We start from the raw sequence: 21,109 nt of genomic DNA, 5'->3' as shown, positions 1-21,109 counted from the left end.
GATATCAAAAGGCTTGCAGGCAATTGCACCAAAGTGGCACGAGGTTTGCGATAACAGCGACAGAAGCGTGCATCTATCCCGCCCGGAGAGGCGCCGCTCGAACAACAAATCCCTCCAGTGCAGGAGGGTTCGCAATTCAGGTTTCGCGGCCAACAGATGGATGTTGCCACGCGGGACGCTTGAGGACACTTGCAATGACGACTCGTCAGCCACTGTACAAATCCCTGTATTTCCAGGTGATCATCGCAATCATCATCGGTATTGCGCTCGGTCACTACTACCCGCAGTTCGGTGTCGCGGTAAAGCCGCTGGGTGACGGGTTCATCAAGCTGATCAAAATGATCATCGCCCCGATCATCTTCTGCACCGTGGTCAGCGGTATCGCTGGCATGCAGAACATGAAATCGGTCGGCAAGACCGGCGGTTACGCACTCCTGTACTTCGAAATCGTTTCGACCATCGCTTTGCTGGTTGGTCTGGTCGTGGTCAACGTGGTGCAACCGGGCGCCGGCATGCACATTGACGTCGCCACCCTCGACGCTTCGAAAGTCGCCACCTACGTAGCCCAAGGTGCTGACCAAAGCGTTGTCGGTTTCCTGCTCAACGTGATCCCGACCACCATCGTCGGCGCGTTTGCCACCGGTGACATTCTGCAAGTGCTGATGTTCTCGGTGATCTTCGGTTTCGCCCTGCATCGCCTGGGTGCCTACGGCAAGCCGATCCTCGACTTCATCGATCGCTTCGCCCACGTGATGTTCAACATCATCAACATGATCATGAAGCTTGCGCCGATTGGTGCCTTCGGTGCGATGGCCTTCACCATCGGTGCCTACGGTGTCGGCTCGCTGGTGCAGCTGGGTCAACTGATGATCTGCTTCTACATCACCTGCCTGGCGTTCATCCTCATCGTCCTCGGCGGTATCGCCCGCATGCACGGTTTCAGCGTGCTGAAGATGATTCGTTACATCCGTGAAGAGCTGCTGATCGTCCTCGGCACTTCCTCGTCGGAATCGGTACTGCCACGCATGCTGATCAAGATGGAGCGTCTGGGCGCGAAGAAATCGGTAGTGGGTCTGGTGATCCCGACCGGTTACTCGTTCAACCTCGACGGCACCGCGATCTACCTGACCATGGCTGCCGTGTTCATTGCCCAGGCCACCGACACGCACATGGACATCACCCATCAGATCACCCTGCTGGTGGTGTTGCTGCTGTCCTCCAAAGGTGCGGCTGGCGTGACCGGTTCGGGCTTCATCGTGCTGGCTGCCACCCTGTCGGCGGTCGGTCACCTGCCGGTAGCCGGTCTGGCGCTGATCCTCGGTATTGACCGCTTCATGTCCGAAGCTCGCGCATTGACCAACCTGGTGGGTAACGCTGTTGCGACCATCGTGGTTGCCAAGTGGGTGAAAGAGCTGGACACCGACACGCTGCAAACCGAGTTGGCCTCGGGCGGTCGTGGTATCGCTGATACCCGTCCTGAAGATGATCTGGGTGTGGCTGAAGGCCCAACCCCAAGCAATGTGAAGTAAGCACTGCTTGCCTGGAAAAACCCGCTTCGGCGGGTTTTTTCTTGCCTGCGATTTGAGCGTAACGGTCACACCCGCTGACATTTCCGGTGATTGCCGTAGGCGGTATCGCTGCCTAGGCTGAGTGCATCGCCCAAGGAGTTCGCCCATGTCCGCACCGCTGGCCTCACTGAAGATCCTCGATTTCTCTACATTGCTGCCGGGGCCGTTCGCCTCGCTGTTGCTGGCGGATATGGGCGCTGAAGTGCTGCGCATCGAATCACCAACGCGCATGGACCTGCTGCGGGTATTGCCGCCGCATGATGGCGGAGTTTCGGCCAGTCATGCCTACCTCAATCGCAACAAGCGCAGCCTGGCCCTGGACCTCAAACAGCCCGAGGCGCTGGACGTGGTCAAGCAATTGCTGACCGATTACGACATCGTCCTCGAGCAGTTTCGCCCCGGTGTCATGGAGCGTTTGGGCCTGGGCTATGAAGCGCTGAAGGCGATCAACCCGAAGCTGATCTACGTGTCGATCACCGGTTACGGCCAGACCGGGCCGTACAAGGATCGCGCCGGGCATGACATCAACTATTTGGCGCTGGCGGGGCTGGCCAGTTACACCGGCCGCGCCGATAGCGGTCCGTTGCCATTGGGTATGCAAGTGGCGGATGTCGCCGGTGGTTCGTTGCACGGGGTGATCGGCTTGTTGGCGGCGGTGATTGCGCGGCAGCAAACCGGGCAGGGCACGCACCTGGATGTAAGCATGACCGACTGCGCGTTCAGCCTGAATGCAATGGCCGGTGCCGGCTATCTGGCTTGCGGCGAAGAGCCAGAGTGGGAAGAGCAGATGCTCAACGGCGGCAGCTTCTACGATTATTACCGTTCTCGCGATGGACGCTGGATGTCGGTGGGCAGTCTGGAGCCGGGGTTCATGCAGCAATTGTGTGCGGCGCTGGGGCGGCCGGAGTTGGCCGCGCAGGGCCTGTCGCCCAAGCCTGAACAACAGCGGGCGTTGAAATACGCGCTGACGGTCGAGTTTGAAAAACATGACTTTGCCGAGCTGTGCGAGATGTTTGCCGGGATCGATGCGTGCGTCGAGCCGGTGTTGAGTCTGGGTGAGGCGGTGCGCCACCCACAATTGCAGGCGCGGAAACTGGTGACGCAGGTGCCGCGTGGGGATGGCTCGACGCAGGCGCAGATGGCCTGTCCGTTGAAGTTTTCCGAGGCGTTGTCGGCGCCGCGGCATGTTGGCGCGGCGTTGGGGCAGCATACGGATCAGGTGTTGGGGGAATTGGGGTTTAGTGCTGAGCGGATTGCTGAATTGCGGCGTGCCAAAGTCATTATCTAGTGCCCGTTTGGGCCCCATCGCGAGCAGGCTCACTCCTACAGGGGAATGCATTCCAAATGTAGGAGTGAGCCTGCTCGCGATGGGGCCATTCAGGGCAACACAACACTGACTATTCGACGCGCATCTCGCCACTGAACACCAAGGTGTTGCGGCATCGGCGACACAAATACCGCCGCCCCTGCCGCACCAGACTATGGCGCTGCGCCGAGAACGGGAAATCACTGTCGGCGCAGGGGCATTTGTAGATATAGCGGGTCACGCTGCGGCGCTTGATTGCATAGGTGTGGCAGCGATCCGGCGGCAGTTCGTAAACGCCGCGCATGATCAGTTGCCATTCCTCGCCATGCGGCTGGATACGCTCGCCAAACAACTGATGGGCGATCAGGTGTGCGACTTCGTGGGCCACGGTCTGCTTGAGGAAATGTTCGGTGTTTTCCCGGTACAGCTGAGGATTGAAGCGCAGCAGGTTCTCGTGCAGATGCGCGACACCGGCTTTTTGCCCGCGCAGCTTGAGGCTGACAACAGGGCGAGGGAAGGAGCGTTTGAAAAAGGATTCAGCGAGTTGGTAACAGTCTTCGACGCGGGTATTGAGTTGCTCGGGCATGCTTGATGGATCTCCAGAGGCGTCGAGTATGCCGCAACCCTGTGCACTTGCGAATCGCCAAGCTGCCGAATGGTCATCGCGCAAACGACAAGGCCGCCTTGCGGCGGCCTCTGATTGGCTTATCGAGTCAGTTGGTATAGACGGGACCAACGCCCAGCCCCCAGACAATCACGGTAAACGCCATGATGGCGACCAGTACCACCAGACCCACCGCCAGCACCGAGCTCGAGAACAGAAAACCTTCGTCCGACGGAATATTCATGAACGTCGGCAGCCCCACATACAACAGGTAAACCGTGTAGCAGATGGCCGCCGTGCCGACGATCATCCCCAGCCACATATGCGGATACAGCGCCGCCAGCCCGCCGACAAACAACGGTGTTGCGGTGTAGGTGGCAAATGCCACGCAACGGGCCAGGCTCGGATTGGCGTCATAGGTGCGGGCCATCCAGTGCACAAAAGCACCCATGACCGCGACCCCACCGAGCATGGCCAGATACGACATGACCGTCATCCAGATCGCGCTTTCAACGGTGAGCATCACCGGTGCGCGATTGCCGATTACCCAGCCGACCTGAGTGGTGCCGATAAACGCCGAGACAGCGGGGATCGCCGCCAGAATCAGCGTGTGAGTGAGATACATGTGGCTGATGCTTTCCTCTTGGTCGCCACGGATTTCCTTCCATTCCTGATCGGGGTGGGTAAAAAGTCCCACTACGTGATGGATCATGCCAGTCACTCCTCTTGTTATTGCCATCGCCCCCCAACGGAGCGCCTACGGGCCAAGGTGGCCGAGCAAATTCAGGTCTTCAGATGTGTGCGACCTTATGTCGCAGTATAGAAAGGTCTTACCCGCACAGGTATTAGGGGCTTAGAGCAAATCGCGCTGTAAACAGGGCGGGTAATCGCCTCGGGGTCTGTTAACGCGCCGTCGGCTGGCCGCGACAACCTGTGCCCACAACCCCGGGGTTTTTGCGTAAAATGCCGGCCTTTCGTCACACCTCACGGATTTCGCGTCATGGGCACTCTTACGGTCAACCAGAACAAACTGCAAAAGCGCCTGCGCCGTCTGGCCGGCGAAGCGGTCGCCGATTTCAACATGATTGAAGATGGCGACAAGGTCATGGTCTGCCTGTCCGGCGGCAAAGACAGCTACACCATGCTCGACGTGCTGCTGCACCTGCAAAAGGTTGCCCCGATCAAGTTCGAGATCGTTGCCGTGAACATGGACCAGAAGCAGCCGGGCTTCCCCGAGCATGTGCTGCCGGCCTATCTGAAAGAGCTGGGCGTCGAGTACCACATCGTCGAGAAAGACACCTACTCGGTGGTCAAGGAACTGATCCCGGAAGGCAAGACCACTTGCTCGCTGTGCTCGCGCCTGCGTCGCGGCACGCTGTACACCTTTGCCGATGAGATCGGCGCGACGAAAATGGCTCTCGGTCACCACCGTGACGACATCGTCGAGACGTTCTTCCTCAACATGTTCTTCAACGGCAGCCTCAAGGCCATGCCGCCGAAGCTGCGCGCCGATGACGGCCGCAACGTGGTGATTCGTCCGCTGGCCTACTGCAACGAGAAAGACATTCAGGCGTACTCGGACTTCAAGGAATTCCCGATCATCCCGTGCAACCTCTGCGGTTCGCAGGAAAACCTGCAGCGTCAGGTAGTCAAGGAAATGCTTCAGGACTGGGAACGCAAGACCCCGGGCCGTACCGAAAGCATCTTCCGCAGCCTGCAGAACGTGATTCCGTCGCAACTGGCCGACCGCAACCTGTTCGACTTCACCAGCCTGAAGATCGACGAGACCGCGGCTTCGCGCTTCGTCAACGTCGTCAATCTGTAAACCCATTCCCTGTGGGAGCGAGCTTGCTCGCGAAGGCGTCGTGTCAGCCGGCATCAATGTTGAATGACATGCCGCTTTCGCGAGCAAGCTCGCTCCCACAGTGTTTTGTGTTCAAAGGTAGAATTTCATTTTCAATTCCCAGGAGAGGGCATGCGCGATTACAAGTGGCTGCACGAATACTGTCTGAACCGCTTCGGTTCGGCGGCTGAACTGGAAGCCCATCTGCCCGTTCCCAAGACCCCTGCGCAATTGCGCAAGATCAGCGACGACCGTTACCTCTCGACCATGGCCCTGCGCGTGTTCCGTGCCGGCCTCAAGCACAGTCTGGTCGACGCCAAGTGGCCGGCCTTCGAAGAAGTGTTCTTCAAGTTCGACCCGGAAAAAGTCGTGCTGATGAGCGCCGAACATCTTGAACGCCTGATGCAGGATGCGCGGATTATCCGTCACCTGGGCAAGCTCAAGAGCGTGCCGCGCAATGCGCAGTTCATCCTCGATGTCGAGAAAGACAAGGGCAGTTTTGGCGCGTTGATTGCCGACTGGCCGGTGACCGATATCGTCGGCCTGTGGACGTACCTGAAAAAGCACGGCCATCAATTGGGCGGGCTGTCGGCGCCACGCTTTTTGCGCATGGTCGGCAAGGATACGTTCGTGCCGAGCTACGACGTGGTTGCGGCGCTGAATGCACAGAAGATCGTCGACAAGGTGCCGACCAGTCTGCGCGATCTGGCGATCGTGCAGGATGTGTTCAACCAGTGGCACGAACAGAGTGGCGGGCGGGCCATGAGCCAGATTTCGATGATGCTCGCGTACACCGTCAACCATTAAGACCGCGTCGCCCCATTCGCGAACAGGCTCGCTCCCACAGGGGACTTGTGAACGCCACAGATCCCCTGTAGGAGTGACCCTGCTCGCGATAGCTATTCGTCAGGCGACGCTGATCTCGCCCTCGCCAGCCAGTTTACGATTCAACTGATACCGCCACCGCACATACAGCAGCGCCGAGCAGAACACCGCCAGGCTCGCGATCATCTCCAGCACCCCAAACCAATGTCGGCTCGGGTCATACGCCGCCAGTGCGCCTTTGATGAAATACAGATTCACCACAAAGCACATCCACGAATGCCCACGGGCGCTGCCCATGATCATCGCCGGGGCGAGGACGATCCACGGGATCAGCTCGACCAGCAGAATCACCCATGGCCGCGCGCCGTGCAGGTCGGCGAACAGCAGATAGTAGGCCGCGAGCAGACCGGCGAGGGCGAAAAAGCTCAGCAGGCTGAGCACCCGCATCGCCTTCACCCGTGGCTCAAGCCACTCGACACTCGGCAGAATCTTCGGCTTCTTCGCCATCTCAGCCCACCAGTTTCTGAGCGGTTTTGGCCAGCCGCAGACCCAACGCACGGCACAGCGCCACTTCGTGCTGATCAAGGCCTTTTTTGCCGTCCGCTCCGGCGTGATGACTGGCACCGTAAGGCGTGCCGCCACCCTGGGTTTCCAGCAGCGCCGACTCGCTGTACGGCAGGCCGGTAATGAGCATGCCGTGGTGCAGCAGCGGCAACATCATCGACAGCAGGGTGGTTTCCTGACCGCCGTGCAGGCTGGCGGTGGAGGTGAACACGCCAGCCGGTTTGCCGACGAGGGCGCCGGTCAGCCACAGGTTGCTGGTGCCGTCGAGGAAGTACTTCAGTGGCGCAGCCATGTTGCCGAAACGCGTCGGGCTACCGAGGGCGAGACCGGCGCAGTTCTTCAAATCATCCAGCGTTGCGTACAGCGCGCCTTCGTCCGGGATGGCCGGGGCCACGGCTTCGCACTCGGTGGAGATTGCCGGCACGGTGCGCAGGCGCGCTTCGAGACCGGCCTGCTCGACGCCGCGGGCAATCTGCCGGGCCATCTCGTTGGTCGAGCCGTTGCGGCTGTAATACAGCACCAGAATGTACGGCGCGCTCACGGCAGCAACTCCAGGATATTCTCGGGTGGGCGACCGATCACCGCTTTGTCGCCAACCTCGAGAATCGGTCGCTCCATCAGTTTTGGATGCTGGGCAATAGCGTCGATCAATTGCGCTTCGCTGAGGCTTTCGTCAGCCAGTTGAAGCATTTTGTATTCATCTTCCCCGGTGCGCAGCAACTGACGTGCGCTGATCCCGAGCTTGCCGAGCAGGGCCTTGATTTGCGCTGCATTCAGCGGGGTTTCGAGGTACCGCACGACGTTCGGGGTCAGGCCGCGGGCTTCAAGAAGTTCCAGCGCGCCGCGGGATTTCGAGCAGCGCGGATTGTGATAAAGCGTCAGATCGGTCATGGCGGGTCGCTTCTGGCGTAAAGTGGCGGCTATTCTAACTGTGCAGCGCGCAATCCAGAACCTTCGGAGGCAATGGGTCGCAGGCGCCTTCAAATTTTCACAAGGAACACGACATGACACGGCGATTGGCAGCGGCATTGACGATAATCGGGGCGTTGATGCTGGGGGGCTGCGGCAATGATTACGGGATCGACCAGAACGGTCAGAAGGTCGCGTCCGAACGTCTCGACAAGCAATGGGTGGTGCTCAACTACTGGGCCGAATGGTGCGGCCCGTGCCGCACCGAGATCCCGGAGCTCAACCATCTGGCTGACGAGCTGAAGAGCAAGAACGTCGGCGTGTTCGGGGTCAACTTTGACAATGTGCAAGGTGTGGAGCTGAAAGACGCCAGTGAAAAACTGGGCATCAAGTTCACCGTGCTGGCGCAGGATCCGGCGGAGTTGTTTGAGTTGCCGCGCAGTGAGGCGCTGCCGGTGACGTACATCATCGACAACAAAGGCAAGGTGCGTGAGCAGTTGATGGGCGAGCAGACGGCGGCGGGGGTGATGGCGAAGCTGGAGGCGTTGCAGGCAACCAAGTGAGTTGCCGCTAAAGAGCAACCCTCACCCCAGCCCTCTCCCAGAGGGAGAGGGAACCGACCGAGGTGTCTGGCCAGGTACATCGACCTGAGAGATCGAGTCGATTGTAGATTCGCCAAGGCAAGATCAGGTCGATTATGGGGTCGCCAAAGCAAAATCCGGTCGATTATGGATTCGGCATAGGCCTTTCAGGTCGGCGTAGCTCTCCAATATCCCCCAATCAGTCCCCTCTCCCCCTGGGAGAGGGCTAGGGTGAGGGCATCGGCCGACTCACCGACCTAAAAGACCCAGTCGATTATGGATTCGATGAAGACCTTTCAGGTCGGCGTAGCTCTCCAATATCCCCCATTCAGTCCCCTCTCCCCCTGGGAGAGGGTTAGGGTGAGGGCATCGGCGGACTAGTCAATCAACCCTCTTCCAACCACCAACGCAACGGCTTGCCTTCAGCCGGCCAGAAGCGCATCTGCTCGATCGGCGAGATGTCCCAGCGCTCGACGTGTTCCAGCGCCTGCAGGAAGCGTTGTTCCTGCTCCATCAACGCCGGTGCACAGAGTTTGCGGGTCTTGCCGATCTTGCCGAAGGTCAGCTTGTCGCCGTCCAGCGTATACGGCGCAAACCAATGGTTGCAGCCGCCGTTGCCGTAGGCGCGGCCATCATCGCCCAGGGTCACGGTCAGATGGCTGTAATCCATCAGCGGGCGCTCGCCGATCCACTCCAGAATGTAGCTGCGGTTCTGTTGCAGTTGCACAGGCTCTGCCGCGCAACCCACCAGACCCACACCGACCATAGCGGTCAGGGCAAGCCGTTTCATCACGCAGGCTCCTGGCATTTCGGGCACAGGTGCTTGTCGCCAACGGCTTTCCAGCCCAGCTCGGCGATGCGCGCGGTGGCCGCCGGTTTCTCGGCGGCCTTACCGAGTTTGGCGTCCACGGCAAATTCGAAGCTCAGCTCTTTGGCGCAGCTGTCGCAATTGACCTGCCAGGTGTGGATCGCCAGTTCGCCGAACACCGGGCCAGTGGTCATCGCGGTCCATTGGCCCGGCGGGTTGATCAGGTGGCGGACGGTTTCAACGGTCAGGTGCATGGACAAGTCCTTGCTGCCTTTGAGGGTGACCAACAGCGCGTCACCGATGCGAATCGAGCCACCATTGCCGGTGACCTGATAGCGGCCCGGAACGAGGGCGCGGCATTCGGTGAGGGTGTGTTGCGGGTTCATCAGGGTATAGCGGAAATCGTGTTCGACCATGGGTCCTCCAAATATGCGCGACATGCTAGCACGGGGTTGATTGCAGAATGATGCGCGCGTGCGACCTTCGATCCGGTTCAAATACCGCGACACTCATGGCAAACTGCCGGCCTCGAATCTGAAGGAACGGAACATGGCGCTGATCGAATGTTATGAATGCAAAAAGAGCATCAGCTCCGAAGCCTCGGCCTGCATTCATTGTGGAGCTCCGATAGCGGAGCAAACCGCTCACGCCCAGGCGCAGACAGCCGCGGCCCCGGTTCAGCCTTCGACGATTTCTTTTGGCAGTCTGCCGCGTAACAAGGCTGTGCCCGAAGTCACTGCACCAGCGCCTGAACCGCAACCTTTACCGAAAGTCATGCCGGCCGCCGCGCGGCGTCGACGCCAGCAGCCAACCGAGCAACCGGCCACTGAGCAGGCCAATGCCGATGGCAGTCGTCCGGTGGAAGGCTGGCTGAAAATCATGATCTTCCTGCTGCCGATGGTTTTCGTCTGGTTCCTGCTGCGCTACGGCCACTCGATGAAACAGCGCTTTTTTGGTTTCGGCTGGCTGGCGCTGCTGATTCTGGCGTCTTCGCTTTCACCGAAATAAGCGCAAAAAATCTCAGCCCTCGACCTGGTTCTGTGGCGTTCCCGCCGCCCAGGTCGCGATGTTGTGCAGGGTGGTTGCGGCAATGGCGCCCAGTGCTTCGCGGGTCAGAAAGGCCTGATGCGCGGTAATGATCACGTTGGGAAAGGTCAGCAATCGCGCCAGCACATCGTCCTGCAAAGGCAGGTCGGAGCGATCCTCGAAAAACAGTTGTGCCTCTTCCTCATAGACATCCAGCCCCAGATAGCCGAGTTGGCCGTCCTTCAAGGCATCGATCAGTGCCGGTGTGTCGACCAGCCCACCACGGCCGGTATTGATCAGCATGGCGCCCGCCTGCATGTGCGCCAGTGAGTCGCGGTTGATCAGGTGTTTGCTTTGCTCGTTGAGCGGGCAGTGCAGGCTGATGATCCGCGACTGCGCGAGCAGTTCCGGCAGGCTCAGATAGCGTGCGCCCAACGCCAGCACATCCGGATTCGGGAATGGATCGTAGGCCAGCAACTCACAGCCGAAGCCGTGCATGATTTTCGCGAATGTGGCGCCGATCTGTCCGGTGCCGACAATCCCCACGGTTTTGCCGACCAGGTCGAAACCGGTCAGGCCATGCAGGCTGAAATCGCCTTCACGGGTGCGGTTATAGGCACGGTGCAGGCGACGGTTGAGGGCCAGGATCAGCGCCACGGCGTGTTCGGCCACCGCATGCGGCGAGTAGGCCGGCACGCGCACCACGGCCAGTCCGAGACGTTTCGCTGCGGCCAGATCGACATGGTTGTAGCCCGCCGAGCGCAGGGCAATCAGGCGCGTGCCGCCCGCAGCCAGGCGCTCCAGCACGGGAGCGCTGAGATCATCATTGATGAACGCACAGACCACTTCATGTTTATCGGCCAGCGCTGCCGTATCGAGGCTGAGCCGGGCCGCTTGAAAATGCAGCTCGATACCTGTCGGGCAAGCGGCGGCGAGAAAGCTGTCGCGGTCATAGGTCTGGCTACTGAAAACGAGCGTGCGCATGAAATCCTCCTGGAACATCGACACGGATTGAATCACCCGAACCCACTTTAGCGCTGCCGGTGTTGGCCGGCATTGCCGTGGATCAGGCGCTGATCTTCGCTTGTGCCGCGAGCCGGTTGATCGCGCGCTCCAGTTCTTCCAGCGCTGCCACGGCCTTGGGGTCGTCCTGCTTGAGCAGGGTTTCGCTGCGCTGGCAGGCCGCGCGCAATTGCGGTACGCCGCAATAACGGGTGGCACCGTGCAGGCGATGGACGCGTTCGATCAATGCATTCTGGTCGCGGTTTTCGCACGCCGCGCGGATGGCCTCGCGGTCGGCTTCCAGTGAGGCGAGCAACATGGCCAGCATGTCTGCCGCCAGATCAGCCTTGCCGGCGGCCAGGCGCAAACCTTCCTCATGATCGAGCACCGGCAGTTCATTATTGCCCGCCGCGCTGTCGCTGATCCGCTCCGGCCCTTGATTGCGCAAGGCCAGGCCGGTCCATTTCAGCACCACCTGCGCCAGTTGCCGTTCGCTGATCGGTTTGGTCAGGTAATCGTCCATGCCGCTTTGCAGCAACGCGCGTTTTTCGTTGGCCATGGCGTGGGCGGTGAGGGCGACGATCGGCAGCGGCGTGCAGTGCCGCTCGCTTTCCCACTGGCGAATGGTTTCGGTGCTCTGACGGCCGTCCATGCCCGGCATCTGCACGTCCATCAACACCAGATCGAAGGACTCGCTTTGTACGGCTTTGACCGCCGCGTAGCCGCTTTCCACCGCGAGCACCTTGGCGCCCATGTCTTCGAGCAGGGTTTGCACCAGCAGCAGGTTGGCCGGGTTGTCGTCGACACAGAGCACTTTCGGCGCGCGGCTCGACAGCGGTTCCCCCGGCTCATTGCGCGGCTGGCGCGGGTTGACCAGATCGGCCAGCGCGCGACGCAGTTTGCGTGTGCAGGCCGGCTTGGCTTGCAACTGACTGTGCGGGTTCGGCACCGACAGATGGAACAGCGTCTGTTCGGTGGTCGGGCACAGCACCAGCACTTTGCAGCCCAGATGTTCGAGGTCCCAGATGTGCTGATTCAAACGCTCGGGCAGCATGTCGTTGCTGGTGATGCCAATGACCGCCAGATCAATCGCCTGATCGGTCTGGTGCGCACCGGTGACGCCATTGGTCAAGGTTTCCAGCGTATTGAACGGCGTGACATCGAGGCCGCAATCTTCCAGTTGATGTTGCAAGGCCTGACGCGCCAGTTCATGACTTTCCAGTACCGCCACGCGGCGCCCGAGTAGCGGCGCGGCCGGCAAGTCTTCGGCGTCGTCACGGGTTTTTGGCAGGCTCAGGCTGATCCAGAATTCCGAGCCTTCGCCCGGTGTGCTGTCGACGCCGATTTCGCCACCCATCTGCTCAATCAGACGCTTGGAAATCACCAGCCCGAGGCCGGTGCCGCCCGGTTGCCGCGACAGCGAGTTGTCGGCCTGACTGAAGGCCTGGAACAACGCGCGCACGTCCTGATTCGACAGGCCGATGCCGGTGTCCTGAATGCTGATGCGCAACTGCACGCTGTCCTCGTGCTCATCTTCAAGCATCGCGCGGGCAACGATGGTGCCCTCGCGGGTGAACTTGATCGCGTTGCTGACCAGGTTGGTGAGGATCTGCTTGAGGCGTAACGGGTCACCGACCAGCGACAGCGGCGTGTCGCGGTAGACCAGACTGACCAGCTCCAATTGCTTGGCGTGTGCGGCAGGGGCGAGGATGGTCAGGGTGTCCTGCAACAGATCGCGCAGGTTGAACGGAATATGGTCGAGTACCAGTTTGCCAGCCTCGATTTTCGAGAAGTCGAGGATCTCGTTGATGATCCCCAGCAAGCTGTCGGCAGACTTTTCGATAGTGCCCAGATAATCGAGCTGGCGCGGGGTCAGTTCGCTTTTCTGCAACAGATGCGTGAAGCCGAGAATGCCGTTGAGCGGCGTGCGGATTTCGTGGCTCATGTTGGCGAGGAATTCGGATTTGATCCGGCTCGCCTCCAGCGCTTCTTTGCGCGCCAGGTCCAGTTCGATGTTCTGGATCTCGATGGTTTCCAGATTCTGGCGCACGTCTTCGGTGGCCTGATCGACACTGTGTTGCAGTTCTTCGCGGGCGTTTTGCAAGGTACCGGCCATGCGATTGATCCCGGAGGCCAGTTCATCCAGTTCTTGGCTGCCCAGTGGCGGCAAACGCGTTTCCAGATGGCCATCCTTGAGTTGCGCGACGGCTTGTTTGATCTGGCTCAGCGGCCGGTTGATGGTGCGGCCCATGCGCAATGCCAGCAGTGCGGCCCCCGCCAGGCCCGCGGCAATCAGCAGCAGACTGGCAAACAGGCTGCGATAACCGCGCAGCAACATACCGTTGTGCGACAGCTCCAGTTCGACCCAGCCAAGCAGTCGCTCGGATTCTTCCGGGATCAGTTCGCCGGCGAGGTTGCGATGTTTGCCGAACACCGGCATCAGGTAACGCGTCGCGTCATTGCCGCTGCGCCGTTGCAAATGCGCGCTGTCGCCGCTCGGTGCCTGATTGAGCATGGTCGGGCCGGCATGCGCCAGCGGTGAGCGGTCCGGGGCGAGGAAGGTCACCGCGCGCACGTCCGGCTGTTCAAGGGATTGCGTGGCGATGCGCTCCAGCAATTCGCTGTTGCCATGGCCCATGGCGGGTGCCACCAGCGGGGCCAGTTGCTCGGCAATCATTTCGCCGCGCTGCATCAATTGGGTCTGCAAGTCGGCCTGCTGCGTCCAGGTGAAATAACCACCCAGCACCAGCGCCATCAGGCTGGTCGGCAACAAGGTCAGCAATAACACGCGACCTTTGATTCCCAGTTTCTTGAGCACGCCTATCTCCTGCATCCCGCTGATCTGTTGACTCATGCGTGCATCCGGCACGCGACATTGGCGCAGTGTAGCGATTTGCTCGCGGGCAATCTCCGGAAAAATGCGCTCGCGTCGGGGCAGGGCGTCGCTGCTCGTTGGTCAGCTCGGTCAACCTTGAGTTGCCCGATGCCCGGCAATCTTGAATAATCAGTCTCAACTGAGAATTACTTGCAGATACTCATGACTCCTGTTTCCGCTGGCCAGCCACGCATTCTCTCCATCGAAGACGATCCGGTACTCGGCGCCTATGTTCACGAACATCTGGGCCGCATCGGCTTTCAGGTGACGTGGTGCCAGAACGGCCAGGAGGGCCTGAGCATCGCCACGCGCCAGCCGTTCGACGTGGTGCTGATGGATATCCTGTTGCCGGGCCTGGACGGTTTGCAGGTGTTGACGCAATTGCGCCAGAGCCACACGACGCCAGTGCTGCTGATGTCGGCCCTCGGCGCCGAGGCGGATCGCATCAGCGGTTTCCGTCTCGGTGCTGACGATTATTTGCCCAAGCCGTTCAGCATGGCCGAGTTGCATGTGCGCATCGAAGCGATCCTGCGCCGGGTTGCGCTGGATCGGCGCCCGGCAGCGCTGGCGACGCCAGTGGCGGTCGGTACGCTGCGCTTCGATGACCAACAGTGCGATGTGTTTTTCCGCGAACAACCCGCCGGGCTGACCCGCAGCGAATTCCGTTTGCTCGAAACCCTCAATCGCAACGAAGAGGAAGTGCTGAGCAAAGCCTTCCTTTATCAGCACGTTTTGCAGCGCGGCTACGCGGCCCACGATCGCAGCCTCGACATGCACATCAGCCAGATCCGCCGCAAACTGAAAGCCATCGGTTACACCGAGCGGGAAGTGCGTACGGTCTGGGGCAAGGGTTACGTTCTGAGCGCCGCCGATGAAACGCTCTGAACTGCCGGGGCGGCATTCACTGTTCTGGAAACTGGCGTTTCTGCTGGTCGCATTTTGTCTGCTGATGATCTGGCTGAGCTGGTCGTGGGGACGTTATATGGAGGAGCGCAACCAGTTCCTCTCCGACGACGCGCGCGGCACTCTGACGCGTTACGCCGCGCAAGCGGAACAGGCCTGGCAGCACGGCGGCCGCAGCGGGGTCGATGACTGGTTGCAGAGCATGGAGTTGCGCGAAGCCAGTTGGGTCGGTGTGATCGGTGGCAACTTACAGTCGCTGAGCAATGATCCGCTGAATGATCAGGAAATTCAGCACCTGACCTTCTTGCGCGGTCTCGACTGGCCGATCCACAAGAAAGGCCGGCCGTGGTTGCGCATTCCTTTCCCCAAAGAGCCGTCTGCCGGCAGCCTGGTGATCGAATTGCCCGAACGATTTGTTCCGGGCAAGTACCGGGTGTTCTGGCGCGTCATCACCAACGGCGTGATTCCCGGGTTGTTCACTTTGCTGCTGTGTGTCGGTCTCTATCGTCTTCTGGTAGTGCCGCTGAACAACTTGCGCGAACAGGCCAACGCCTGGCGCGCAGACCAGTTGAATGTGCGGTTGTCGAGCGGCATCACCCAGCGCCCAGATGAACTCGGCGAGCTGGCGCGAGCGTTCGACTCCATGTCCGAGCGCCTGCAATCCACCGTCGCCCTGCAACAGCAATTGCTCCGCGATCTGTCCCATGAATTGCGCACGCCGCTGAGCCGTCTGCGCGTGGCCAGCGAGAGTGAGCAAGATTTGGTGCAGCTACGCGAGCGCATCGGTCGTGAAGTCGACGGTATGCAAAGACTGGTCGAAGACACCTTGCAACTGGCCTGGCTCGATACCGACCGCACGCCGCTGCCGGATGAAGCCATTCAAATTCAGGCCCTGTGGGAAATGCTCACGGACAACGCCTGTTATGAAAGCGGCTGGCCGAGTCTGCAGCTGCAGTGTTCGGTCGAAGCGTCGTGCTGGGTGCGTGGCAACCTGAATACCCTGGCGCAGGCTTTGGAGAACATTTTGCGCAACGCCATTCGGCATTCACCGCCGGGTGGGATCGTGCGACTGGATGGACGGCGCGATGGCGATTTCTGGCACCTGTGGCTGGAAGATCAGGGCGGCGGCGTAGCGGAAGGGGATCTGGAACGGATCTTTTCGCCGTTCACTCGGCTCGACGGCTCGCGGCCCGGTGATGGTGGGTTTGGCTTGGGGCTGAGCATCGCGCGCAATGCCGTGCAGCGTCAGGGCGGAAGGATTTGGGCGGAGAATAGCGGGGCGGGGTTGCGGTTGAATTTGCGCTTGGTCGCTGAGGGTGATTTCGCGCCGCCTGACGCATTCGCGAGCAGGCTCGCTCCCACATTGGATCTCGGTTCGCCGCAGATTGTGTGATCAACAGTTAATAGTGTCATCACTGCTGACACTACTCCCTGTGGGAGCGAGCCTGCTCGCGAAGAGGCCATACGCATCACCGCCAATTAAGATGACCCACCGCAAAAGTCGCACCACTGGTGCGACTTTCAATCCCTTATTCCCATAAACCATAAGCACCGCACTTTGCGTGATATGGCCTGCGCGGGTTTGCCGGTATGATAGGCGCCCCCGCACGTCTGGATTGCGAATACGCCATGACCTTGCAGTACCCAACCATCGCCGATTGCGTCGGCAACACGCCGCTGGTGCGTTTGCAGCGCCTGCCCGGTGCTACCAGCAACACCCTATTGCTCAAGCTCGAAGGGAATAACCCGGCAGGTTCGGTCAAGGACCGTCCGGCGTTGTCGATGATCACTCGCGCCGAGTTGCGCGGGCAGATCCACGCCGGCGATACGCTGATCGAAGCGACCTCGGGTAACACCGGGATCGCGCTGGCCATGGCCGCTGCGATCAAGGGTTACAAGATGATCCTGATCATGCCGGACAACTCCAGCGCCGAGCGTAAAGCGGCGATGACCGCGTACGGTGCCGAGCTGATTCTGGTCAGCCAGGAAGAAGGCATGGAAGGCGCCCGCGACCTCGCCCAGCGGATGGAAGCCGAAGGCCGTGGCAAGGTGCTCGATCAGTTCGCCAATGGCGACAATCCTGAGGCGCACTACACCACCACAGGTCCGGAAATCTGGCGTCAGACCCAGGGCACCATTACCCATTTCGTCAGTTCGATGGGCACCACCGGCACCATCATGGGCGTGTCGCGCTACTTGAAAGAGCAGAGCGACAGCGTGCAGATCGTCGGTCTGCAACCGATGGAAGGCTCGGCCATTCCCGGCATCCGCCGCTGGCCGCAGGAATACCTGCCGAAGATTTACCAGGCCGACCGCGTCGACCGTATCGTCGACATGGCGCAAAGCGAGGCCGAGGACGTCACCCGTCGTCTGGCCCGCGAAGAAGGCATCTTCTGCGGCGTGTCCTCGGGCGGTGCGGTGGCAGCGATGCTGCGCCTGTCCCAAGAAGTTGAAAACGCGGTGATCGTCGCGATCATCTGCGACCGTGGCGACCGTTACCTGTCGACCGGCATTTTCGACGCGCCTAACTGATGGCCAAGCACGAGAGAGGCCTGCGCTTCCAGCCCACGGGCGGGAGCAAGGCCGCGCAAATTCCGACCGGCAAAAAGCAGCGCTTGACCATTGAGCGCCTGGCCAATGATGGTCGCGGTATTGCGTTTTTCGAAGGTAAAACCTGGTTCGTCCTCGGCGCCCTCGCCGGCGAAGAGGTCGAAGCGCGGGTGCTCGGCGCCCACGGCAAAGTGGTCGAGGCGCGCACCGAGCGCGTGTTCAAGGCCAGCGAACTGCGTCGCCCGGCACCGTGTCAGCACGCCGGTCGTTGCGGCGGTTGCAGCGTCCAGCACTTGCCCCACAGCGAACAGCTTGCCCTGAAACAGCGCATGCTCGCCGAGCAATTGTCGCGTGTCGCCGGTGTCGAACCTGACGCGTGGGCAGCGCCGCTGACCGGTCCCGAATTTGGCTATCGCCGTCGTGCCCGCATCGCGGTGCGTTGGGACATGAAGGCGAAGAAACTCGAAGTCGGTTTCCGTGCCGCCGGCAGCCAGGACATCGTCGCGATCAACGAATGCCCGGTGCTGGTACAGCCCTTGCAACCGATCATGACCCGTTTGCCGGAGATGCTCCGTCGTTTGAGCAAACCGCAAGCATTGGGCCATGTCGAGTTGTTCAGTGGCTCGTCACTGGCGGTGCTGCTGCGGCACATGGCGCCGTTGTCGGAAGCGGATCTGACCATTCTCAAGGAATTCTGCCAGTTCCATGAAGCGCAATTATGGCTGCATGGCGAAGGCGAGCCGCAACCGGTCGATGCGACCCAGGCGCTGGGCTATCGCCTGGAACAGTGGGATCTGGATCTGGCGTACCGCCCGGGTGACTTCATCCAGGTCAACGCCGGTGTCAACGAAGCCATGGTTGCGCAAGCGCTGGACTGGCTGAAACCCGGTAGCGACGAGCGCGTGCTGGATCTGTTCTGCGGCCTGGGCAACTTTGCCTTGCCGCTGGCCAAAACCGTTCGGGAAGTGGTGGCGGTCGAAGGCGTGCAGACCATGGTCGATCGCGCCGAAGCCAATGCGGCTAGTAACAATTTGCATAACACAAAGTTTTTTCAAGCCGATTTATCCCAGCCTTTGACCGATGCCCAGTGGATCGGAAACGGCTTTTCTGCGGTACTCTTGGACCCACCGCGTGACGGTGCTTTCGAGGTGGTTCGCAAGCTGGCGACCCTGGGTGCCAAACGGTTGGTGTATGTGTCGTGCAACCCTGCAACTCTGGCGCGCGATACGGTCGAATTGATCAAGCAGGGCTACCGGTTAAAACGTGCCGGGATTCTCGATATGTTTCCTCAGACGGCACATGTCGAGGCCATGGCGTTATTTGAAGCGAGCCAGGATGGCTCGTCTGAATCCGCCTGATCTGTCCGTGCAGCGCTCGCTTTAGCCCCGCGAGCGCAAACGGGCAACAAGGGTCAGCGATTTGACGCATTGAATCTGCGTCGTAGGGAAGGTAAAGCAAGATGGTACAGGTGAGAGCACACCAGCCGATCAACACTGACGGCAGTATCAATCTCGAGGCTTGGCTCGATCACGCGGTCAGTGTCGATCTGGCACTGGATCGCGAAGCCTTGAAAGAAGCCTGCGAGTTCGCTCGCGAGGCCGAACAACAGTCCAATGCCAGGAAGAATCTGTGGGCCGAAGGCTCCGGCAGTTTCAGTACGGGCCTGGAAATCGCCGAGATTCTCGCCGACCTCAAGCTCGATCAGGATTCGCTGGTCGCAGCGGTTTTGTATCGCGGCGTGCGCGAAGGCCAGATCGAACTCGCGGCTGTCGGCCAGCGCTTCGGTCCGGTGGTGGCCAAGCTGATCGACGGCGTGCAGCGCATGGCCGCCATCAGTGCCAGCCTCAGCCCGCGTCAGTCGATGGTCATGGGCACGCAAGGGCAGGTGGAAAACCTGCGCAAGATGCTGGTGGCGATGGTCGATGACGTTCGCGTTGCCCTGATCAAACTCGCCGAACGCACCTGCGCCATTCGTGCGGTGAAAACCGCCGACGACGAAAAGCGTAACCGCGTCGCCCGCGAAGTCTTCGACATTTATGCGCCGCTCGCGCACCGCCTCGGCATCGGTCATATCAAATGGGAACTGGAGGACTTGTCCTTCCGTTATCTCGAGCCGGATCAATACAAGCAGATTGCCAAGTTGCTCCACGAGCGACGGCTGGACCGTGAGCGTTTCATCGCCGATGTGATGACCCAGCTCAAGGATGAATTGCATGCCACCGGCGTCGATGCCGACATCAGCGGCCGGGCCAAACACATCTATTCGATCTGGCGCAAAATGCAGCGCAAGGGTCTGGAATTCAGCCAGATCTACGACGTGCGTGCGGTGCGCGTGCTGGTCCCGGAAATGCGCGACTGCTACACCGCGCTCGGCATCGTCCACACCTTGTGGCGGCACATCCCGAAAGAATTCGACGACTACATCGCCAACCCGAAAGAGAACGGCTACCGCTCGCTGCACACGGCGGTGATCGGCCCTGAGGGTAAAGTGCTCGAGGTGCAGATCCGTACGCACTCGATGCATGAAGAGGCTGAGCTCGGTGTCTGCGCGCACTGGCGCTACAAGGGCACCGACGTCAAATCAGGCTCCAACCACTACGAAGAGAAAATCTCCTGGCTGCGACAGGTCCTCGAGTGGCACGAAGAGCTGGGCGATATCGGTGGTCTGGCCGAACAACTGCGCGTCGATATCGAGCCGGATCGGGTCTACATCTTCACTCCCGATGGCCACGCCATCGACTTGCCGAAAGGCGCGACGCCGCTGGACTTCGCTTATCGCGTGCACACCGAGATCGGCCACAACTGCCGTGGCGCGAAGATCAATGGGCGCATCGTGCCGCTCAACTACAGCCTGCAGACCGGTGAGCAGGTCGAGATCATCACCAGCAAGCACGGTACGCCGAGCCGCGACTGGCTGAACTCGAACCTCGGTTACGTCACCACCTCGCGGGCGCGGGCGAAGATCGTTCACTGGTTCAAATTGCAGGCGCGCGACCAGAACGTTGCCGCCGGTAAAACCCTGATCGAGCGCGAACTGACGCGCCTCGGTCTGCCTGCGGTGGACTTCGACAAGCTGGCCGACAAGGCCAACATGAAAACCGCCGAAGACATGTTTGCCGCCCTCGGTGCCGGCGACCTGCGTCTGGCGCAACTGGTCAACCTCGCGCAGCAACTGGTCGAACCGGAACGCGGCAACGAGCAGCTGGAACTGATTCCACGCAAAGCCACCGGTTACAAACCGGGCAAGCGCGGCGACATTCAGATTCAGGGCGTCGGCAACCTGATGACGCAGATGGCCGGTTGCTGCCAGCCGCTGCCGGGCGATGCGATCGTCGGCTATATCACTCAGGGCCGTGGCGTGAGCATTCACCGTCAGGACTGCGCCTCGGTGCTGCAACTGGGTGGGCGCGAACCGGAGCGGATCATCCAGGTCAGTTGGGGCCCGGTGCCGGTGCTCACCTATCCGGTCGATATCGTCATCCGCGCCTACGACCGTTCCGGTCTGCTGCGTGACGTCTCGCAGGTATTGCTCAACGAGCGCATCAACGTGCTGGCGGTCAACACCCGCTCGAACAAGGAAGACAACACCGCGCTGATGTCCCTGACGATCGAGATCCCGGGGCTGGATGCGCTGGGGCGGTTGCTCGGGCGGATTTCGCAGTTGCCGAACATCATCGAAACGCGGCGTAACCGTACGCCTTGAACATCGACGATTTCGAATGTGAACGCCGATCCAATGTGGGAG

20 protein-coding genes are annotated in these 21,109 nt (G+C 60.6%); 11 read left to right on the top strand and 9 right to left on the bottom strand.

The window, feature by feature from the left end; translation table 11 throughout:
• The first annotated feature begins 194 nt into the window (after positions 1 to 194).
• Both CLU80_RS05580 and CLU80_RS05575 read left to right on the top strand, forming a co-directional pair.
• Positions 195 to 1,529, top strand: a complete 1,335-nt coding sequence (locus CLU80_RS05580; RefSeq protein ID WP_016987435.1) for a dicarboxylate/amino acid:cation symporter — start codon at positions 195 to 197, stop codon at positions 1,527 to 1,529.
• A gap of 145 nt (positions 1,530 to 1,674) precedes the next feature.
• The gene (locus tag CLU80_RS05575) at positions 1,675 to 2,856 is read left to right on the top strand and encodes a CaiB/BaiF CoA transferase family protein (RefSeq protein ID WP_099756934.1); all 1,182 of its coding nucleotides are present in this window, start codon (positions 1,675 to 1,677) and stop codon (positions 2,854 to 2,856) included.
• 109 nt (positions 2,857 to 2,965) lie between these two features.
• On the opposite strand, the gene CLU80_RS05570 is transcribed toward CLU80_RS05575, so the two are convergent.
• Both CLU80_RS05570 and CLU80_RS05565 read right to left on the bottom strand, forming a co-directional pair.
• A complete protein-coding gene (locus tag CLU80_RS05570; RefSeq protein WP_007917517.1) occupies positions 2,966 to 3,460 on the bottom strand; it encodes a SprT family zinc-dependent metalloprotease in 495 nt (164 codons plus the stop codon).
• Between the two features lie 127 nt (positions 3,461 to 3,587).
• A complete protein-coding gene (locus CLU80_RS05565; protein ID WP_007917515.1) occupies positions 3,588 to 4,190 on the bottom strand; it encodes a Yip1 family protein in 603 nt (200 codons plus the stop codon).
• A gap of 288 nt (positions 4,191 to 4,478) precedes the next feature.
• Here CLU80_RS05565 and ttcA point away from each other — a divergent pair, with 288 nt between their 5' ends.
• Both ttcA and CLU80_RS05550 read left to right on the top strand, forming a co-directional pair.
• The gene (gene ttcA, locus CLU80_RS05560; RefSeq protein WP_093442168.1) at positions 4,479 to 5,303 is read left to right on the top strand and encodes a tRNA 2-thiocytidine(32) synthetase TtcA; all 825 of its coding nucleotides are present in this window, start codon (positions 4,479 to 4,481) and stop codon (positions 5,301 to 5,303) included.
• A 150-nt stretch (positions 5,304 to 5,453) separates the two neighbouring features.
• A complete protein-coding gene (locus CLU80_RS05550) occupies positions 5,454 to 6,128 on the top strand; it encodes a DNA-3-methyladenine glycosylase I (RefSeq protein WP_093442173.1) in 675 nt (224 codons plus the stop codon).
• Positions 6,129 to 6,227: 99 nt separating this feature from the next.
• Here CLU80_RS05550 and CLU80_RS05545 read toward each other — a convergent pair whose 3' ends face one another.
• Genes CLU80_RS05545 through arsC form a run of 3 tightly spaced genes read right to left on the bottom strand, consistent with a single transcriptional unit; the run spans position 6,228 to position 7,601 of the window.
• Positions 6,228 to 6,653: a DUF2069 domain-containing protein gene (locus tag CLU80_RS05545; protein WP_093442178.1), complete on the bottom strand. Its 426-nt coding sequence runs from the start codon at positions 6,651 to 6,653 to the stop codon at positions 6,228 to 6,230.
• 1 nt (position 6,654) lies between these two features.
• The gene (gene wrbA, locus CLU80_RS05540) at positions 6,655 to 7,251 is read right to left on the bottom strand and encodes an NAD(P)H:quinone oxidoreductase (RefSeq protein ID WP_093442184.1); all 597 of its coding nucleotides are present in this window, start codon (positions 7,249 to 7,251) and stop codon (positions 6,655 to 6,657) included.
• Positions 7,248 to 7,601 (bottom strand): arsenate reductase (glutaredoxin), encoded by a 354-nt coding sequence (arsC, locus tag CLU80_RS05535; RefSeq protein WP_093442189.1) that lies wholly within the window; start codon positions 7,599 to 7,601, stop codon positions 7,248 to 7,250. The genes wrbA and arsC overlap by 4 nt, the downstream gene beginning before the upstream one ends.
• A gap of 113 nt (positions 7,602 to 7,714) precedes the next feature.
• Here arsC and CLU80_RS05530 point away from each other — a divergent pair, with 113 nt between their 5' ends.
• Positions 7,715 to 8,182 (top strand): TlpA disulfide reductase family protein, encoded by a 468-nt coding sequence (locus CLU80_RS05530; protein ID WP_007917494.1) that lies wholly within the window; start codon positions 7,715 to 7,717, stop codon positions 8,180 to 8,182.
• Between the two features lie 403 nt (positions 8,183 to 8,585).
• Here CLU80_RS05530 and CLU80_RS05525 read toward each other — a convergent pair whose 3' ends face one another.
• Positions 8,586 to 8,990 carry an META domain-containing protein gene (locus CLU80_RS05525; RefSeq protein ID WP_093442194.1) on the bottom strand — a complete coding sequence of 135 codons (405 nt, stop codon included), beginning with the start codon at positions 8,988 to 8,990 and terminating at the stop codon, positions 8,586 to 8,588.
• On the bottom strand, positions 8,990 to 9,424 hold the full coding sequence (locus tag CLU80_RS05520; protein WP_099756932.1) for a hypothetical protein: 435 nt from the start codon (positions 9,422 to 9,424) through the stop codon (positions 8,990 to 8,992). The genes CLU80_RS05525 and CLU80_RS05520 overlap by 1 nt, the downstream gene beginning before the upstream one ends.
• 133 nt (positions 9,425 to 9,557) lie before the next feature.
• Between CLU80_RS05520 and CLU80_RS05515 the strand changes: the two genes are divergently transcribed.
• Positions 9,558 to 10,016, top strand: a complete 459-nt coding sequence (locus tag CLU80_RS05515; RefSeq protein WP_099759342.1) for a hypothetical protein — start codon at positions 9,558 to 9,560, stop codon at positions 10,014 to 10,016.
• Positions 10,017 to 10,028: 12 nt separating this feature from the next.
• On the opposite strand, the gene CLU80_RS05510 is transcribed toward CLU80_RS05515, so the two are convergent.
• Together CLU80_RS05510 and CLU80_RS05505 are read right to left on the bottom strand one after the other, a co-directional pair.
• Positions 10,029 to 11,018 carry a 2-hydroxyacid dehydrogenase gene (locus tag CLU80_RS05510; RefSeq protein ID WP_099756931.1) on the bottom strand — a complete coding sequence of 330 codons (990 nt, stop codon included), beginning with the start codon at positions 11,016 to 11,018 and terminating at the stop codon, positions 10,029 to 10,031.
• An 82-nt stretch (positions 11,019 to 11,100) separates the two neighbouring features.
• Positions 11,101 to 13,854, bottom strand: a complete 2,754-nt coding sequence (locus CLU80_RS05505; RefSeq protein WP_093442290.1) for a response regulator — start codon at positions 13,852 to 13,854, stop codon at positions 11,101 to 11,103.
• A gap of 219 nt (positions 13,855 to 14,073) precedes the next feature.
• Between CLU80_RS05505 and CLU80_RS05500 the strand changes: the two genes are divergently transcribed.
• From CLU80_RS05500 to relA, 5 genes are all read left to right on the top strand, one after another.
• A complete protein-coding gene (locus tag CLU80_RS05500) occupies positions 14,074 to 14,796 on the top strand; it encodes a response regulator transcription factor (RefSeq protein ID WP_099756930.1) in 723 nt (240 codons plus the stop codon).
• Positions 14,783 to 16,207: a sensor histidine kinase gene (locus tag CLU80_RS05495; RefSeq protein WP_099756929.1), complete on the top strand. Its 1,425-nt coding sequence runs from the start codon at positions 14,783 to 14,785 to the stop codon at positions 16,205 to 16,207. Before CLU80_RS05500 ends, CLU80_RS05495 begins: the two co-directional genes overlap by 14 nt.
• A 236-nt stretch (positions 16,208 to 16,443) precedes the next feature.
• Complete coding sequence (gene cysM, locus CLU80_RS05490) at positions 16,444 to 17,346, top strand: cysteine synthase CysM (protein ID WP_175559687.1); 903 nt, start codon at positions 16,444 to 16,446, stop codon at positions 17,344 to 17,346.
• Complete coding sequence (gene rlmD / locus CLU80_RS05485) at positions 17,346 to 18,722, top strand: 23S rRNA (uracil(1939)-C(5))-methyltransferase RlmD (RefSeq protein WP_093442221.1); 1,377 nt, start codon at positions 17,346 to 17,348, stop codon at positions 18,720 to 18,722. Before cysM ends, rlmD begins: the two co-directional genes overlap by 1 nt.
• A gap of 101 nt (positions 18,723 to 18,823) precedes the next feature.
• A complete protein-coding gene (gene relA, locus CLU80_RS05480; protein WP_099756928.1) occupies positions 18,824 to 21,067 on the top strand; it encodes a GTP diphosphokinase in 2,244 nt (747 codons plus the stop codon).
• Positions 21,068 to 21,109 lie beyond the last annotated feature (42 nt).

The sequence above is a fragment of the Pseudomonas sp. 29 genome (assembly GCF_002754355.1).
Taxonomy (GTDB): domain Bacteria; phylum Pseudomonadota; class Gammaproteobacteria; order Pseudomonadales; family Pseudomonadaceae; genus Aquipseudomonas; species Aquipseudomonas neuropathica.
This window is presented reverse-complemented; position numbering and strand designations above follow the sequence as displayed.

Excerpts from the sequence above, each read along its gene's own strand:
- CLU80_RS05580 (WP_016987435.1), top strand. The coding sequence starts at position 195 with ATGACGACTCGTCAGCCACTGTACAAATCCCTGTATTTCCAGGTGATC.
- CLU80_RS05575 (WP_099756934.1), top strand. The coding sequence starts at position 1,675 with ATGTCCGCACCGCTGGCCTCACTGAAGATCCTCGATTTCTCTACATTG.
- CLU80_RS05570 (WP_007917517.1), bottom strand. The coding sequence starts at position 3,460 with ATGCCCGAGCAACTCAATACCCGCGTCGAAGACTGTTACCAACTCGCT.
- CLU80_RS05565 (WP_007917515.1), bottom strand. The coding sequence starts at position 4,190 with ATGATCCATCACGTAGTGGGACTTTTTACCCACCCCGATCAGGAATGG.
- ttcA (WP_093442168.1), top strand. The coding sequence starts at position 4,479 with ATGGGCACTCTTACGGTCAACCAGAACAAACTGCAAAAGCGCCTGCGC.
- CLU80_RS05550 (WP_093442173.1), top strand. The coding sequence starts at position 5,454 with ATGCGCGATTACAAGTGGCTGCACGAATACTGTCTGAACCGCTTCGGT.
- CLU80_RS05545 (WP_093442178.1), bottom strand. The coding sequence starts at position 6,653 with ATGGCGAAGAAGCCGAAGATTCTGCCGAGTGTCGAGTGGCTTGAGCCA.
- arsC (WP_093442189.1), bottom strand. The coding sequence starts at position 7,601 with ATGACCGATCTGACGCTTTATCACAATCCGCGCTGCTCGAAATCCCGC.
- CLU80_RS05530 (WP_007917494.1), top strand. The coding sequence starts at position 7,715 with ATGACACGGCGATTGGCAGCGGCATTGACGATAATCGGGGCGTTGATG.
- CLU80_RS05525 (WP_093442194.1), bottom strand. The coding sequence starts at position 8,990 with ATGAAACGGCTTGCCCTGACCGCTATGGTCGGTGTGGGTCTGGTGGGT.
- CLU80_RS05520 (WP_099756932.1), bottom strand. The coding sequence starts at position 9,424 with ATGGTCGAACACGATTTCCGCTATACCCTGATGAACCCGCAACACACC.
- CLU80_RS05515 (WP_099759342.1), top strand. The coding sequence starts at position 9,558 with ATGGCGCTGATCGAATGTTATGAATGCAAAAAGAGCATCAGCTCCGAA.
- CLU80_RS05510 (WP_099756931.1), bottom strand. The coding sequence starts at position 11,018 with ATGCGCACGCTCGTTTTCAGTAGCCAGACCTATGACCGCGACAGCTTT.
- CLU80_RS05500 (WP_099756930.1), top strand. The coding sequence starts at position 14,074 with ATGACTCCTGTTTCCGCTGGCCAGCCACGCATTCTCTCCATCGAAGAC.
- CLU80_RS05495 (WP_099756929.1), top strand. The coding sequence starts at position 14,783 with ATGAAACGCTCTGAACTGCCGGGGCGGCATTCACTGTTCTGGAAACTG.
- cysM (WP_175559687.1), top strand. The coding sequence starts at position 16,444 with ATGACCTTGCAGTACCCAACCATCGCCGATTGCGTCGGCAACACGCCG.
- rlmD (WP_093442221.1), top strand. The coding sequence starts at position 17,346 with ATGGCCAAGCACGAGAGAGGCCTGCGCTTCCAGCCCACGGGCGGGAGC.
- relA (WP_099756928.1), top strand. The coding sequence starts at position 18,824 with ATGGTACAGGTGAGAGCACACCAGCCGATCAACACTGACGGCAGTATC.